The sequence below is a fragment of the Sphingomonas sp. Leaf34 genome (assembly GCF_001421805.1).
In the GTDB taxonomy this organism is placed as follows: domain Bacteria; phylum Pseudomonadota; class Alphaproteobacteria; order Sphingomonadales; family Sphingomonadaceae; genus Sphingomonas.
Genome location: NZ_LMLC01000001.1, coordinates 167,779 through 183,981 on the forward strand (window position 1 = coordinate 167,779; position 16,203 = coordinate 183,981).

The 16,203-nt window shown below is 65.7% G+C and carries 12 protein-coding genes and 1 tRNA gene; 9 read left to right on the forward strand and 4 right to left on the reverse strand.

Going from position 1 to position 16,203, the window contains the following annotated elements:
• From ASF00_RS00850 to ASF00_RS00875, 6 genes are read left to right on the forward strand one after another with little or no spacing between them, the layout of a single operon-like run.
• Complete coding sequence (locus ASF00_RS00850; protein WP_055872825.1) at positions 1-1,557, forward strand: type II and III secretion system protein family protein; 1,557 nt, start codon at positions 1-3, stop codon at positions 1,555-1,557.
• A 48-nt stretch (positions 1,558-1,605) separates the two neighbouring features.
• Positions 1,606-2,235, forward strand: coding sequence for a CpaD family pilus assembly protein (locus ASF00_RS00855; protein WP_055875165.1), 630 nt, complete (start codon positions 1,606-1,608; stop codon positions 2,233-2,235).
• Entirely contained in the window at positions 2,235-3,518 is a 1,284-nt protein-coding gene (locus tag ASF00_RS00860) for an AAA family ATPase (protein WP_055872827.1), read from the forward strand. Before ASF00_RS00855 ends, ASF00_RS00860 begins: the two co-directional genes overlap by 1 nt.
• Positions 3,519-3,568: 50 nt before the next feature.
• Positions 3,569-4,540, forward strand: a complete 972-nt coding sequence (locus ASF00_RS00865; protein ID WP_055872829.1) for a type II secretion system F family protein — start codon at positions 3,569-3,571, stop codon at positions 4,538-4,540.
• Positions 4,541-4,550: 10 nt separating this feature from the next.
• Positions 4,551-5,543: a type II secretion system F family protein gene (locus ASF00_RS00870; protein ID WP_055875169.1), complete on the forward strand. Its 993-nt coding sequence runs from the start codon at positions 4,551-4,553 to the stop codon at positions 5,541-5,543.
• A gap of 52 nt (positions 5,544-5,595) precedes the next feature.
• Entirely contained in the window at positions 5,596-5,976 is a 381-nt protein-coding gene (locus tag ASF00_RS00875) for a hypothetical protein (protein ID WP_055872831.1), read from the forward strand.
• 230 nt (positions 5,977-6,206) lie between these two features.
• Here the strand turns inward: ASF00_RS00875 and ppdK are convergent, their stop codons facing one another.
• The 3 genes from ppdK to ASF00_RS00890 all read right to left on the reverse strand — a co-directional run bounded on the left by ppdK (position 6,207) and on the right by ASF00_RS00890 (position 12,380).
• Positions 6,207-8,870 carry a pyruvate, phosphate dikinase gene (gene ppdK, locus ASF00_RS00880; RefSeq protein WP_055872832.1) on the reverse strand — a complete coding sequence of 888 codons (2,664 nt, stop codon included), beginning with the start codon at positions 8,868-8,870 and terminating at the stop codon, positions 6,207-6,209.
• Positions 8,871-8,962: 92 nt separating this feature from the next.
• Positions 8,963-11,413, reverse strand: a complete 2,451-nt coding sequence (gene glyS, locus ASF00_RS00885) for a glycine--tRNA ligase subunit beta (protein ID WP_055872834.1) — start codon at positions 11,411-11,413, stop codon at positions 8,963-8,965.
• Positions 11,414-11,540: 127 nt separating this feature from the next.
• Positions 11,541-12,380 carry a glycine--tRNA ligase subunit alpha gene (locus ASF00_RS00890; protein ID WP_055872836.1) on the reverse strand — a complete coding sequence of 280 codons (840 nt, stop codon included), beginning with the start codon at positions 12,378-12,380 and terminating at the stop codon, positions 11,541-11,543.
• 189 nt (positions 12,381-12,569) lie between these two features.
• Here ASF00_RS00890 and ASF00_RS00895 point away from each other — a divergent pair, with 189 nt between their 5' ends.
• The 3 genes from ASF00_RS00895 (at position 12,570) to ASF00_RS00905 (ending at position 15,427) form a co-directional block, all read left to right on the forward strand.
• A complete protein-coding gene (locus tag ASF00_RS00895) occupies positions 12,570-13,436 on the forward strand; it encodes a TraB/GumN family protein (RefSeq protein ID WP_055872837.1) in 867 nt (288 codons plus the stop codon).
• Between the two features lie 94 nt (positions 13,437-13,530).
• Positions 13,531-15,291 (forward strand): single-stranded-DNA-specific exonuclease RecJ, encoded by a 1,761-nt coding sequence (gene recJ / locus ASF00_RS00900; RefSeq protein ID WP_055872839.1) that lies wholly within the window; start codon positions 13,531-13,533, stop codon positions 15,289-15,291.
• Positions 15,292-15,352: 61 nt separating this feature from the next.
• Positions 15,353-15,427 (forward strand) — tRNA-Glu (locus tag ASF00_RS00905).
• 398 nt (positions 15,428-15,825) lie between these two features.
• On the opposite strand, the gene ASF00_RS00910 is transcribed toward ASF00_RS00905, so the two are convergent.
• The gene (locus ASF00_RS00910) at positions 15,826-16,188 is read right to left on the reverse strand and encodes a hypothetical protein (protein ID WP_055872841.1); all 363 of its coding nucleotides are present in this window, start codon (positions 16,186-16,188) and stop codon (positions 15,826-15,828) included.
• Positions 16,189-16,203: the final 15 nt, after the last annotated feature.

The window sequence follows — 16,203 nt, forward strand, 5'->3', positions numbered from 1 at the left end:
ATGCGTATACGGATGACCCCGCTCGGCTGGCCGCTGGCCATCGCACTGGTCGCGGTCAGTGCCGCGCCGTCGACGCCCGCGATCGCCCAGCATCGCGGTGCGGCGATCGCCCCGGCTGGGTCGCCGGTCGTCCAGGTCAACACGGGCCGCGGACGGCTGGTGACGCTGGCGCGGCCAATGACCGACCTGTTTGTTGCCGATGATACGATCGCCGACGTCCAAGTCCGTTCGCCAACGCAATTGTACCTATTCGGCAAGAAGACTGGCGAAACGACGATCTCTGCGACGACCAAGGGCGGCGCGGTGGTCTATGCAGCGACCGTCCGCGTCGGCAACAATCTCGACTCGGTGCAACAGATGCTCGGGCTGGCGATGCCCGAGGCGCAGGTTGTCGCGACGCCGATGAACGGGCTGATCCTGCTGACCGGCACCGTCCTGGCGCCCGAGGATGCCGCAGAGGCCGAGCGGCTGGTCCAGGCCTTCGTCGGCGACTCGACCAAGGTCCTGTCACGCCTCAAGACCGCAACGCCGCTGCAGGTGAACCTCCAGGTGCGCGTCGCCGAGGTCAGCCGCAGTTTCGTCAAGAACATCGGCGTCAACCTGCTGACGCAGGATCGCGGCGGATCGGGCATCCTCTTCGGCAGCACGACGGGCGCGCCGGGGACGATCACCTATAATCCGACGACCGGATTGAAGACGTCGACCTACACGAAGGGTGCGCAGCGTACGACGCTCGGCCTCGCGGGCAGTCTTCTCGGTCTCGATTTCCTCGCCGCGATCGATCTTGGTGAAACCACCGGTCAGGTGACGACGCTGGCAAACCCGAACCTGACCGCGTTGTCGGGTGAGACGGGGACGTTTCTCGCAGGTGGCGAGGTGCCGATTCCGTTGGCGCAGGCGCTCGGCACGGTATCGGTCGAGTATAAGCAATATGGCATCAGCCTGGCCTATACGCCGACGGTTCTGTCGGACGGTCGTATTTCGCTGCGGGTTCGTCCCGAGGTTTCGCAGCTCGATTATTCAAACGCAGTCACCCTGAGCGGCACGCGCGTACCGGGGCTGACCACGCGTCGCACCGAAACCACGGTCGAGCTCGGCTCGGGCCAGAGCATGATGATCAGCGGCCTGCTGTCGAACAGTCACAACAACTCTTACGACAAGACGCCGGGGCTCTCGAGCCTGCCGATCATCGGCGCGCTCTTCCGGTCAAATGCGTTCCAGCGCAATGAGACCGAACTGGTGATCGTCATCACGCCATACCTAGTGAAGCCGGTCAACAACGCCAGCGACATCGCGCTGCCGACCGACGGTGCGCGCGCACCGACCGATCTCGACCGTGTGTTGCTGGGAACGCTGAGCGCAAGCGGCGGTGGCAAGCGACCGGTGCCGACGGTCGCACCATCGGCTTACGCACAGCCGTCGGCCAGGGCCGCCGCCCCGGCACTGCCGGTACCGCGCGGCGATGCCCGCCGCAACGAGGACGCCGCTATCCCGGCGGGCAGCAAAAGCGCGAAGGCTAGGACCACCGCTCTTCCCGCCCCCGGCTTCTCAAACTGACCGGCGCGCACTGACATGAGCCCGCGCCTCACGCACCAAGGATATCCGATGATCAAGCAATCGATCCTAGCGTCCCTCCTACCCGCCCTATTGCTGGGCGGCTGCATGGGCACCGAGAATCGCGGCCTCGAATCGGTCCATCAGCCGGTTATCACCCGATCCGACTATGCGATTGATCTCGGCGTGACGGGAGGCGCGCTCGCGCAGGGCGAGCAGCAGCGGCTGGCCGGTTGGATCGCGACGATGCATCTCGGCTATGGCGACCGCGTCGCCATCGACGATCCCGCCGCAGAAGGCTATCGCGTGCGTGCCGATGTCGCTGCGGTGGTGGCGCGGTACGGTCTGTTGCTGAGCACCGACGCGCCGGTGACGCCTGCAGCACTGACCCCCGGATCGATCCGCGTGGTGATCAGCCGGATGCGCGCGGATGTGCCGCGGTGTCCCGACTGGTCGCGCAACTCGTCCGACGATTTCACCGCCAACACCTCGTCAAACTATGGCTGCGCGAGCAACCGCAATCTGGCGGCGATGGTCGCCAATCCGGCCGATCTGGTCCGCGGGGCGCCCGGCACCGAAACCAGCGATGCCGCGCTGTCGTACAAGGCGATCGACACGTATCGCAAAAAGGCGCCCACCGGTGCCGGTGGGCTCAGCGCCAGCACCATGGGAGGTAAGTGATGAACGCACCCTGGAAGCCCGCCGGTATCGCCCACCGAGAACCGTTCACCGCTTACGTCTGCGACGAGACCACGGCCGAGGCGCTACGACCGATCGCGAGCGAACTCGGCTGGTCGGTCGAGAAGATCCACAAGGGCGGTCTGCGCAACGCGATCCAGTCGCTGTCGGTATCGGCAAGCCCGCAGATCCTGTTCGTCGACCTCGCCGAATCGGGCGATCCGCTGAACGATATCAATGCGCTCGCCGAGGTATGCGAGCCGGGAACCGTGGTGATTGCGGCCGGCCAGGTCAACGACGTCCGGCTGTACCGCGATCTCGTGTCGAGCGGGATCCAGGATTACCTGCTCAAGCCGCTCCATCCCGACATGCTGCGCGATGCCTTCGGCCATGCGCAGGCATTGCTCAATGCGCCGAAGCACGTCGAGGTGTCGACCGATCGCCCGCATTGTTCGATCGCGGTGATCGGGACGCGTGGCGGCGTTGGCGCGTCGACGATCGCGACGTCGGTCGCGTGGCTGCTGGCGGACAGGGAAAAGCGCGCGACCGCATTGCTCGATCTCGACGTGCATTTCGGCACCGGCGCGCTCGGTCTCGATCTCGAGCCGGGCCGCGGACTGACCGATGCGATCGATAATCCGAGCCGGATCGATGGGCTGTTCATCGAACGCGCGATGGTCAAGGCGTCGGAAAAGCTGTCGGTGCTGTCGGCCGAAGCACCGATCAACGCCCCGCTCGTCACTGACGGCTCGGCCTTTTATCAGTTGCAGGAAGAGATGCGCGCCGCGTTCGAATGCACCGTCGTCGATCTGCCCCGATCGATGCTGATTCAGCACCCTCACCTCGTCACCGAGGTGCAGCTCGCCGTCATCGTTACCGAACTGACGCTGGCATCGGCACGCGACACGATCCGCATCCTGTCGTGGATGAAGACGAACGCGCCGCAGACGCAGCTCTTCGTCCTCGCCAACCGGATGCACGCCAGCGGTCAGCTCGAGATCAGCCGCAAGGATTTCGAGGGCTCGATCGAACGCAAGATCGATTACCTGGTGCCGTTCGACCAGAAGCTCGCGGCACAGGCGGCCAAGCTCGGCAAACCGATCGTCGAAGCAGGCAAGACCTCGAAGACGATCGCGGGGATGCTGGCTTTGGTCAGTGCGCTCGCCTCCGCCGTACCAGATAGTTCGGACGAGGCTGCGAAGCCAAAGGGCAAGTCGCTGATCGGCAAGTTCGGCGAGCTGAAGGGGCTGATCCCCAAGCGCGCGTCCAAGGCGAAAACCAAGTGAACCGCGGCTCGATCATCGAGATCGCAACGGCCGGGGGGCGATAGCGCACGATGGAGATTATGCCGCTCCTGCTGGTGATCCTGGGCGCGTCGACCGTGCTTGGAATGATCGCGTTCGCGTTTGCGGGCCCCTCGACCGCGCGCGCACAATCGCGCCGGATCGCGTCGCTGCGCGAACGCCACGGCGACGCGCTAGTCGTCGCCGAAGCGCAGTTGCGGCGCATCGCGATGAGCCGCGATACCAAGATGGATCTCGCCTTCGGGCGCATTCTCCCCAACCCGGTCCAGCTCGCCAAGCGCCTTGCGATGACCGGCAAGACCTGGACGGTCGGGCAATATGGCATGGCAACCGCCGGAATCGCACTGGTCGTCGCCGTGTTGATGCTGCTGAAAGGCCTGCCGGTCCTGCTCGCGCTGCTCTTCGGCGTGTTCGTCGGTGTCGGGCTGCCGCATTTCATCGTTGGCACGACGATCAAGCGCCGGATCGGCAAATTCACCGCAAAGTTCCCCGACGCGATTGACCTGCTCGTCCGCGGCCTGCGCTCAGGGTTGCCGATCAGCGAGACGATCGGCGTTGTCGGCCATGAAGTCGAGGGGCCGGTCGGCGAGGAATTTCGATCCGTCAGCGACAAGATGAAGATCGGCAGGACGATGGATGCCGCGCTGCAGGACACGGCCGATCGGCTCGGCACGCCCGAATTCCAGTTCTTCGTCATCACGATCGCGATTCAGCGCGAGACTGGCGGAAATCTGGCGGAAACGCTGGCGAACCTCTCCAGCGTGCTGCGCCAGCGCGGCCAGATGAAGCTAAAGATCAAGGCGATGTCGTCGGAATCGAAGGCATCCGCGTACATCATCGGCGCGCTGCCGTTCATCGTGTTCGCGATGATCTGGGTGATCAACGGCAAGTACATGCAGAACTTCTTTATCGATGAGCGACTGATGGCAATCGGCATGGGCGGCATAGTTTGGATGGCGATCGGCGCCTTCATCATGTCCAAGATGATCAGCTTCGAGATTTAAGGGCGCAATGATGGGCACGACCGCCGGACCTACCCTGCTCGGATTCGATGTACTCTGGGTCGCGACGATCCTGTCGGGGGTCGCCGCGTTCGCGGTCATGATCGCGATCTATGCGGCGACCACCGCCAGCGATCCGATGACGAAGCGCGTCAAGGCGTTGAACGATCGCCGCGAACAGCTCAAGGCGGGTATCACCGCCTCGACCAAGCGGCGCGCCAAGCTGGTCCAGCGCAACGATACCGCGGACAAGATGCGCGGCATCCTGTCGGCGATGAAGATGCTGCAGGACAGCCAGGTCAAGGCGGTCCAGCTGAAACTGATGCAGGGCGGCATCCGGTCGAAGGAATGGGCACCCGCGGTGATCTTCGGCCGGCTGGTGTTGCCGATCGTGCTGGGGGGCGCGATGCTGTACTGGGTGTACGGCACCGATGGCTTTGCGACCTGGGGGCCGCTTAAGAAATACGGGCTCGTCGCGATGACCTTCATCCTGAGCTACAAGGCGCCCGATCTGTATCTCGACAACAAGGTCAAGAAGCGTTCGGACGCGATCCGCAAAGGACTGCCGGATGCACTCGATCTGCTGGTAATCTGCGCCGAGGCGGGGCTTACCGTCGACGCTGCGTTCCACCGCGTCGCGCGTGAGCTGGGGCGGGCGTATCCCGAGCTTGGCGAGGAGTTCACGCTGACCGCGATCGAACTCGGATTCCTGACCGATCGGCGTTCGGCGTTCGAGAATCTTGCCCAACGCGTGAAGCTGGATGCGGTGAAGGGGGTCGTGACGACGATGATCCAGACCGAGAAATACGGCACGCCACTAGCGTCGGCGCTGCGCGTGTTGTCGGGCGAATTCCGCAACGAGCGGATGATGCGTGCGGAGGAGAAGGCTGCGCGCCTGCCCGCGATCATGACGATCCCGCTGATCCTGTTCATCCTGCCCGTGTTGTTTGTCGTCATCCTCGGGCCGGCGGCGTGTTCGATCTCCGACGCGCTCATCAAGACCTAGGCAACCGCAGCGCGGGCTGATCGTTGAGCTGCCGTAACAGGAGGGTTTCACGATGCCGTTGTTTTCCACACCTACGCAGTTCGCGGCGCTTGCGCTGGTCTTTGTCGCCGGCTGGCTGTTCGGGCTGGCGAGTCATCCGGGGGGCAAGAAGTGGAAGGCGCGCTATCTTGCCGAGCGGGATGCGCACGGCGCTGCCAAGAAGGACTCGGATCTTCGCGCAGCCGCTGCGGAGAAGCGGGCGGTCGAGGCCGAGCATGAGAACGCACGGCTGGTGAAAGAGGCTGCGGTCGTGTCGGTTGCGGCGCCAGTCGTCGAGCGTCGCCCGGTGGTCGATACGGTTGCGCGTTCTGAGGTGCGGCCGGCTTATGCGCGGCCTGCGTATCGGGCCGATGGGACCAAGCGTGGCTGGTTCGATTTCGATCAGCGTCGGTAAGGGTCTGGAGCGGGGGTGAGGCTTTTCCCCGCTTTCTTGTTCTCACGCGAAGGCGGGAGCCCAATCTGGGTCCCCGCCTTCGCGGGGCAACATTCTTCTTCTTTTACCACCCGAGCGTAGGCCGTGGCCCAATTGGGGATGCTGCGTAACTTTGGCGGATACTTCGTTACTCAGGACGTTCCAACTGGGCCGCGGTCTTCGCCGGGGTGGCGTTGTGTCGTGGACCGACGTTACTTCTTCGTCAGGGCTGCCTGCGCTGCGGCGAGGCGGGCGATGGGGACGCGGTACGGCGACGCCGAGACGTAATCGAGGCCGACCTTTTCGCAGAACGCGATGCTGGCCGGGTCGCCGCCATGTTCGCCGCAGATGCCGAGCTTAATCCCCGCGCGCGTCTTGCGGCCGCGTTCGGCGGCGATCTCGATCAGTTCGCCGACGCCTTCGACGTCGATGCTGACGAACGGGTCCTTCGCGTAGATGCCCTGCTCGACATAGGCGCCCAGGAAGCGTGACGCGTCGTCGCGGCTGACGCCGAGAGTCGTCTGCGTCAGGTCGTTGGTGCCGAACGAGAAGAACTCGCCGACTTCCGCAATTTCGCCTGCCCGCAACGCGGCGCGGGGCAGCTCGATCATCGTGCCGACGAGATACTCGATCGTCCGGCCCTTGTCCGCGAACACGGCCTGCGCCGCCTTGTCGACGACCGCCTTCATCAGTTCCAGCTCGCGGCGGGTGGCCACCAGCGGGATCATGACTTCGGGGATCGGCGCCGCGCCCGATTTCTCGGCAACGTCGACCGCCGCCTCGAAGATCGCTCTAGCCTGCATCTCGTAGATCTCGGGATAGGTCACGCCGAGACGGCAGCCGCGATGGCCGAGCATCGGGTTGAACTCGTGCAGTTCCGCCGCGCGGCGCTTCAAGGTGTCGACATCGACGCCCGCCGCGGTCGCGACTTCGGCGAATTCGGATTCCTCGTGGGGCAGGAATTCGTGGAGCGGCGGATCGAGCAGGCGGATCGTCACGGGCAGCCCGGCCATCACCTCGAGGATCTCGGTGAAATCCTTGCGCTGTTCGGGAAGCAGCTTCTCGAGCGCGGCGCGACGGCCCTTCTCGTCGCTCGCCAGAATCATCTGGCGGACGTTGGTGATGCGGCTGCTCTCGAAGAACATGTGCTCGGTGCGGCACAGCCCGACGCCCTCGGCGCCGAACTCGCGTGCGACGCGGCAATCCTCGGGGGTCTCGGCGTTCGCACGGACCTTCAGGCGGCGGACCTCGTCGGCCCACACCATCAACGTCGCGAAATCGCCCGACAATTCGGGCTGCACGGTCGCGACCGCGCCGATCATCACTTCGCCGGTGGTGCCGTCGATGGTGAGCAGGTCGCCCTCCTTCACCTCACGACCGCCGCAACGCATGATCTTCGCCTTGGCGTCGATCGAGAGCGTGCCGGCGCCCGAGACGCAGGGGCGTCCCATGCCACGCGCGACGACGGCGGCGTGGCTGGTCATACCGCCGCGTGCGGTGAGGATGCCCTTGGCCGCGTGCATGCCGTGGATGTCGTCCGGCGAGGTCTCGGTGCGGACGAGGATGACGGCGACGCCATCGGCAGCTTTCTTTTCGGCAGCATCGGCGTCGAACACGACCGCACCCGACGCGGCGCCCGGCGAGGCGGGAAGCCCCTTGGTCAGCACGTCGCGGTGCGCCTTGGGATCGAGCGTCGGGTGGAGCAGCTGGTCGAGCGCCATCGGCTCGACGCGCAGGATCGCCTCCTCGCGCGTGATCAGGCCTTCGTTGGCCATGTCGACCGCGATCTTGAGCGCGGCCTTGGCGGTGCGCTTGCCCGCGCGAGTCTGGAGCATCCAGAGCTTGGTCTTCTCGACCGTAAACTCGATGTCCTGCATGTCGCGATAATGGTTTTCGAGCGTGTCGAACACGTCGGCGAGCTGGCCGTACACCTCGGGCATCGCCTCTTCCATCGAGGCGGGCTTGGCGCCCGCGTCTTCGCGCGCGACCTTGGTGAGGTATTGCGGGGTGCGGATGCCGGCGACGACGTCTTCGCCCTGCGCGTTGATCAGGAACTCGCCGTAATAGGCGCGGTCGCCCTTCGACGGGTCGCGCGTGAACGCGACGCCGGTCGCCGAGGTGTCGCCCATGTTGCCGAACACCATCGCCTGGATGTTGACCGCGGTGCCCCAGCCGCCGGGGATGTCGTTGAGGCGGCGATAGACTTTCGCCCGCTCGGACTGCCACGAGCCGAACACCGCGCCGACCGCGCCCCAGAGCTGGTCGTGGACGTCCTGCGGGAAGGGCTTGTTCCAGAGCTTCTCGACGAGGCCCTTATATTCGGCGACCAGCGCGCGCAGATCGTCGGCGCTCAGCTCGGTGTCGAGCGTGAAGCCCTGGTCTTCCTTGGCGATCTCGAGCGCTTCCTCGAACGCGCCGTGATCGAGCTCGAGAACGACGTCGGCGTACATCTGGATGAAGCGGCGATAGCTGTCCCACGCGAAGCGCGCGTCCTCGGACTTGGCGGCGAGGCCCTCGACGGTCTGGTCGTTGAGGCCGAGGTTGAGGACGGTGTCCATCATCCCCGGCATCGACGCGCGGGCGCCCGAGCGGACCGAGACGAGCAGCGGATCGGCGGCGTCGCCGAACTTTTTACCGGTGACGCCTTCGATATGCGCGAGGCCGGTCGCGACCTCGTCGCGCAGGCTCTGCGGGAACTGGCCGCCCTCGTCGTAATAGACCGCGCAGAACTCGGTCGAAATCGTGAAACCGGGGGGCACAGGGAGGCCGATCGACGCCATCTCGGCGAGGTTGGCGCCCTTGCCGCCGAGCAGGTTCTTGTCGCCCTTGCCGCCGTCCGAAACGCCGCCGCCGAAACGGTACACATATTGGGTCATTACAGGTCCTCTAAGTGCTTGTTTTTATTGGCAGGGCAAAAGTGAAGTTCACAAAGTTCACACGCTGGCGAGCGTATGCACATCCATGCCGATCAGCCCTCGATCTTCGAAAAATCCGCGACATTGTGCACTGCGGCGCGAACGCGCTCAAGTAGCGCGAGACGGGCGGAGCGCTTGGCGGGATCGGCGTCGTTGACGATAACGCTATCAAAAAACGCATCGATCGGCGCGCGCAGCGATGCGAGTGCGGCCATCGCGCCGGCGAAGTCTTCCGCGTGAATCGCGGCGGTGGCGCGGGGTTCGGCGGAGTCGAGCGCGGTCATCAGCGCAGCCTCTGCCGGTTCGGGCGTGTAGGACAGCGTTTGTTGCTCGGAGGCTTCCGTCCCAATGTCCGTCACCCCAGCGGAAGCTGGGGTCTCCCGCGGCTCCTGCCCCTCGCTCCCCGCGGAGACCCCAGCTTCCGCTGGGGTGACGGCTTTGGGGGCGGCTTCCTTCTTGAGGATATTGGCGGCGCGCTTGTAGCCGGCGAGCAGGTTCTTGCCGTCCTCGGTGGTCACGAACGCTTGGAGCGCGTGGACGCGCGCGAGGAGCCGGACGAGATCGTCCTCGCCACCGAGCGCGAACACCGCGTCGATCAGGTCGTGACGGACACCGGCTTCGCGCTGCTGGACTTTGAGGCGATCGGCGAAGAAGTCGAGATAACTTTGAAACGCGTCACCGACTCTAATGCTGAAGCGTACAAACGACTCTCTGCTTTCCTGGGTTCTACCCGGCGATACGTGCGTCCTTTCGCTCGTTGAACGAAGAACAACCTCACAGTTGCGCCGTAGATCATCGAGTGCCGATAACGGAGCTCCGCCGTCGTCGTAACTGTATACGAAGGTTGGATCAGCGGTTTCCTGACACCACGAAGCAAGCGATGCGGCAAAGACGCTAGCTTGGCTAACTCGGAGATTGTTGTGTTCGATTATTCGAATGATCCCGAGCGCGGCACGACGAAGCGCGAAGGGGTCTTTTGAACCCGACGGCTTTTGATCGACAAACCAGAAGCTCGCAATAGTATCCAGCTTGTCCGCCAGCGAGACGGCCACCGTCACCGGGTCGGTGGGAACATCATCGCCCTGCCCGACCGGCTTGTAATGGTCGCGGATCGCGGCGGCGACGGCCGGGTGCTCGCCTTGGGCTGCGGCGTAGTAGCCGCCCATCAGGCCCTGGAGTTCGGGGAACTCGCCGACCATGCCGGTGACGAGATCCGCCTTGGCGAGGCGGGCTGCGCGATCTGCGAGGTCTGCCAATTCCTCCCCTGCAGGGGGAGGGGGACCGTCAGCCTTAGGCTGAGGGTGGAGGGGGTTCTCCGCAGGCGCTGCGCTTCGTGGCGCGCCCCCTCCACCAGCTTCGCTGGTCCCCCTCCCCGTTCCGGGGAGGATTATGCCCTCTTCGACCAGCCAGCGTGCGAGCTTCGCAACGCGGTCGACCTTGTCGGCCAGCGTGCCGAGCTTTTCGTGGAAGACAATCTTTTCGAGCTTGGCGGCCTGCTCTTCGAGCGGCACCTTCAGGTCGGTGTCGTAGAAGAATTTCGCATCCGACAGACGTGCGGCAAGCACTTTGCGGTTGCCCTCGACGATCTTCGCGCCGCCGTCGTGCGCGGCGATGTTAGCGGTACAGACGAACGCGTTGGCGAGCGTCCCGTCGGCGCTGCGGCAGACGAAATATTTCTGGTTTACGCGCGCCGTCAGCTGAATCACCTCGGGCGGGACGTCGAGAAACGCGGGGTCGAACTGGCCGAGCAGCGGAATCGGCCATTCGGTGAGGCCGGCATTCTCCGCCACAAGCCCCTCGTCCTTGATCAGTTCGAGCCCGGCCTGCATCGCGGCCTCGCAGGCCTGATCGCGGATCAGCGTCGCGCGTTCGTCGTGGTCGACGATGACGTGGCAGGCGCGCAGCTTCTCGACATAGTCGTGCGCGCCGCCGATCGTGATCTGGTACGGGTGGTGGAAGCGGTGGCCGAGCGTGGCGGCGCCGCTCTCGATCCCGGCGATTGCGAACGGCACGATCTCTTCGCCGAGCAGCGCTACGATGCCTTGCAGCGGGCGGACCCAGCGCAGGCTTTCGGTGCTGGCGGAGGCATCGCCCCAGCGCATCGACTTGGGCCACGGGAACGCGCGGACGATCGCGGGGATCGCCTCTGCCAGCACGGCGGCGGTGGCGCGGCCGGGCTTTTCGGTGACCGCGAACAGCGTGCCGCCGCGATCGACCAGCTGCTCGCGGGTGAGGCCGGTCTTGCGCAGGAACCCTTCGAGCGCCTGCGCGGGGGCCGATGTCTTGGGGCCCTTCACCTCTTCGGAGACCGCGGCGGTCTCGAGCGGCAGGTCGCGCGCGATCAGCGTCAGGCGGCGCGGCGTCGCATAGGTGACGAGCGCGCTGGTGGCGATGCCGGCCTTGGCGAGCTCGGCTGTGAACAGCTTGGCCAGATCTTCGCGTGCACGCGCCTGCATTCGTGCAGGGATTTCTTCAGAGCGGAGTTCGAGAAGGAAATCGGTCATTCGGGCTCACCGGTCGGAGCAAAAACACTCTGCGCTCTCTGCGCCTCTGCGCGATAGTCTGTTCGCGCAGAGGCGCAGAGATCGCGGAGAAAAGAAGAGATACAGCCTGCGGCGCTGCGGGGGCGCATCATGCGGCCCATCCGTGCTTGTCCATCCAGGCGGCGCAGGCGCCTTTGGCGAGGTCGCGGACGCGGCCCATATAGGCCTGGCGTTCGGCGACCGAGATCACCCCGCGCGCCTGGAGCAGGTTGAAGACGTGGCTCGCCTTGATCGCCTGCTCGTAGGCGGGGATCGGCAGCTTGTGATTCAGGCTGTTCTCGCATTCGGCGACGTGCTTGCGGAACTGGTCGAACAGCGAGTCCGTGTCGGCGACCTCGAAGTTCCACTTCGACATCTCCTGCTCATTCTCCAGGAACACCTCGCCGTACGTGACGCCGGCGTCGTTGAACGCGAGGTCGTAGACGCTGTCCTTGTCCTGGATGTACATTGCGAGGCGCTCGAGCCCGTAGGTAAGCTCGCCCGCGACGGGCTTCATGTCGAAGCCGCCCATCTGCTGGAAATAGGTGAACTGGGTCACCTCCATGCCGTCGCACCAGACCTCCCAGCCGAGCCCCCACGCGCCGAGCGTCGGGCTTTCCCAATCGTCCTCGACGAAGCGGATGTCGTGCTTCAGCATGTCGATGCCGATCGCCGCGAGCGACCCCAGAAACAGCTCCTGGAGGTTCGCTGGCGATGGCTTCAGGATCACCTGATACTGGTAATAATGCTGGAGCCGGTTCGGGTTCTCACCGTAGCGGCCATCCGTGGGACGGCGGCAGGGCTGGACGAAAGCGGCGTTCCACGGCTTCGGCCCGAGCGCGCGCAGCGTCGTGGCGGTGTGGAAGGTGCCCGCGCCCATTTCCATGTCGTAGGGCTGCAGGATCAGGCACCCGTGCTCGCTCCAATAGTCATGGAGCGTGAGGATCATGCGCTGGAAGCTGAGAGGCTTTTTCAGGGGCTGGGTCACGCGCGGGCTTTGGCGGATGGGGGCAGACGAGGCAAGTGGTGCGTTTGCATGCGGCCTCCTACATGGGGCCAAACCGATATAGAGGATGCCGTCGCCTTGAAGCTGTTTTCCAGACTCGTCTCGTTCCGATCCGCGCTGTCCGCCCTGGCGATGGCGTTTGCGCTCCCCGCCTGCGCACAGGTCGCGCCGAAGCCCGTGCAGGCCGCCAACGATGCCGACCCGGCCTTGTGGGTGGTGAAGGACAAGGACACGACGATCTATCTGTTCGGGACGATCCACGTGCTCAAACCCGGGATGACGTGGTTCGACGAGGCGGTGAAGACCGCGTTCGACCGGTCGCAGCAGGTGGTGCTCGAGTTGGTGATGCCCGATCCGAACAAGATGCAGAGCCTCGTGATGGCGACGGGCGTGGCGAAGGACGGCCCGACGCTGACCGAGCAGCTGCCCGCTGACAAGCGCGCGGCCTATGCCAAGGCGGTGACCGATCTGGGGCTGCCGGCGAATGCGTTCGACCGGTTCCGCCCCTGGCTGGCGGCGACCAACCTGTCGATCGCGCCGCTGTCGAAGCTTGGTTATGATTCGGCGAACGGACCCGAGCAGGTGATTACGGCGGCGGCGAAGGCGGCGGGGAAGCCGGTCACCGGGCTGGAGACGGCGGAGGAGCAGCTGGGCTATTTCGGCGGCCTGTCGCAAAAGGCGCAGCTGCAGTTTCTCGGCAGCACGATCGACGAGTTGCCGAAACTGGAAACGACGATGGCGACGATGGTCGACGAATGGGCAAAGGGCGATCCCGAAGCGCTCGCCAGGGAAATGAACGACAGTCTGAAGGACTCGCCCGAGGTCGCCAAGGTGTTGCTGGTGGATCGCAATGCGCGCTGGGCCGAATGGGTCGCGAACCGGATGAAGACGCCGGGGACGGTGTTCGTGGCGGTCGGTGCGGGGCATCTGGCGGGGCAGGACAGCGTGCAGGCGCAGCTGGCCAAGCGCGGCCTGACGGCGGAGCGCGTCCGGTATTGACCGGATCGCCGCCGCCGCGATGCGGGGCGCGCGCCGGGAGCGCGCGCGCACGCCATGCGCTCGACAATCGCTTCGCAGCCACTAGGTCCGAGGCATGACAGTTCTCGGCGTAACATCCTCGATCCTCGGCCAACCCTGGCGCTGGCGCGCGCTTTCGGCAGATCAGCGCGACGGCGTCGGGGGCGGCTCGGGCGACGACCTCGTCACCACGCTCCTGCTTGCGCGCGGCTGCACGCGCGATGCGCTAGACGCGCATCGCGCGCCGTCGATCCGCGCGTTCATGCCCGACCCGTCGATCTTCCGCGACATGGACCGCGCCGCAGAGCGCCTCGCCGACGCGGTGCAGGCCGGCGAACAGGTCGCGATCTTCGGCGATTACGACGTCGACGGCGCCACCTCCGCCGCGCTGATGATCCTGACTCTGCGCGATCTCGGGATCGAGGCGCGCGCCTATATCCCCGACCGCCTGCTCGAAGGCTATGGCCCGTCGGGCGCAGCGCTCGTCCGGCTCGCCGCCGAGGGCGCGACGCTGATCGTCACGGTCGATTGCGGCGCGCAGGCGTTCGACGCGCTCGACGCCGCGCGCGAGGCGAAGGTCGACGTGATCGTGATCGACCATCACAAATGCTCGACCGCGCTGCCGCACGCGCTGGCGCTGGTGAACCCCAACCGCCTCGACGAGACCGAGGGCGCCGCGCACGGCCATCTCGCCGCGGTGGGCATGTGTTTCCTCGCCGCCGCCGCGCTCGTCCGCACGCTGCGCGCGCGCGGGTTCTTCAAGGACCGCGCCGAACCCAAGCTGATCGACCTGCTCGACATCGTCGCGCTCGGCACCGTCGCCGACGTGGCCCAGCTCCGCGGGCTCAACCGCGCGTTCGTCGCGCAGGGCCTCAAAGTCATGGGCGCGCGCAAGAACATCGGCGTCGCCGCGCTGATCGAGGCGTCGCGCCTGACCCGCAACCCGACCTGCACCGATCTCGGCTTCGCGCTCGGCCCCCGCATCAACGCTGGCGGCCGCGTCGGACGCGCCGATCTCGGCGTCCGGCTGCTCATCACGCAGGACCCCGACGAAGCGCGCGCAATCGCCGCCGAGCTCGACCGCCTCAACGAGGAGCGTCGCGCGATCGAAACCGCGGTGCAGGAAGCCGCCGACCTGCTCGCCAGCCGGAGCCGCGCCGTCGCGGTTGTCGCCGGGCATGGCTGGCACCCCGGTGTGATCGGCATCGTCGCCGGCCGGCTGAAGGAAAAGCTCGGCCGCCCCGCGATCGTCATCGCGATCGACGAGAACGGCATCGGCAAGGGCTCGGGCCGCTCGATCCCCGGCGTCGACCTCGGCGCCGCGGTGATGGCCGCGCGCGAACACGGCCTGCTCGTCGCGGGCGGGGGCCACGCGATGGCCGCCGGCCTGACGATCGCGGAGGCCGCGATCCCCGCCTTCACCGACTTCCTCGAAGAGCGTCTCGCCGACGCCGTGGAGCGATCGAACGGCGACCGCGCGCTGCTGCTCGACGCGGTGCTAGCGGCGGGCGGGGTCAACCCCGGCCTCGTCGAATCGATGGAGGCCGGCGGCCCCTATGGCATGGGCTGGCCCGCGCCGCGCGTCGCGATGGGCCCGGTGCGTATCATCAAGGCGGATATCGTCGGCAACGGCCATGTCCGCACGATCGTCGCGGGCGACGACGGCCGCAGCATCAAGGCGATGGCGTTCCGCGCGGCGGAAACCCCGCTCGGCCAGGCGCTGCTGGGCGCCGCCCCCCACCGCAAGCTCTGGCTCGCCGGCCGTGCGAAGATCGACGACTGGTCCTCGCGTCCCTCGGCCGAACTTCATGTCGAGGATGCGGCATGGGCCGACTAAATTCTTGTACCGAAACGCTTGACGCACCGCCCCCTTCCCCTTAGTCGGCCTCCACCACGCAGGCCCCTTCGTCTAGCGGTTAGGACGCGGCCCTTTCACGGCTGAAGCACGGGTTCGATTCCCGTAGGGGTCACCATTCGCACAGAATGGCGGTTTTCGGTGACGTTAGCTAACCAGTGGCGCCTCCAGACTCGCGTGTTTGCCCGCTCATGCGTAGCCGGGTGTTGAGTCGCTCATCATCGGCCGTGGCGGATCGATCTTTTCTTCAACTTCCAGCAGCGGACGCTCGGGGTTCGCGGGCGCCTCCTTAATCTCGGACGGGCGTTCAGATCGGCATTGGGATCGCGCGCTTACGTGGTTGTACAGCTGCCGCTCCACGCCGTTCCTCTTTGATGGATGTGGCGATTCAGGCGGAGCGAAGGCTGACACCCTTATCCTGTCGGGGTCTAAACACCGCCCTTAGGAGGCCGACCGTAGACACCGTGAAACATAGTCGTCGAACCAGCAATGTGGCTTGCCGTTCCAGCCTATCGTCTACGGGGTCGTGGCCAAGTCGCGCCCTACCGCATCGAGTAAAATCGGCGACGCCGGCAGAGCAGAACGCGCCTCCGCGAGGCGCGCGTGGTCGATCGCGTCGAGTTTCATCCCTAGGAAGACAAGTGGGGAACCTCTGTCCAGAATGCCTGCCATGCGGTTGAACGGGCAGTCGCTGCCAAAGATGCCATCCATACTCATGAAACTTGGATCGAATTGCTTGCGCATGGCCGCGGCCAGCGGCGCCAAGTCGGGATTGTTGCCGATGAGGAACTCGAGGTCTTCGTTCGGCCGGGCTCGTCTTTGAAGCTCGGTCCAATCGTCGCCCGCGTCGTCGCCACCCCCGGGATTTCGCGCGATCAAGCGCGATTGGCGGCC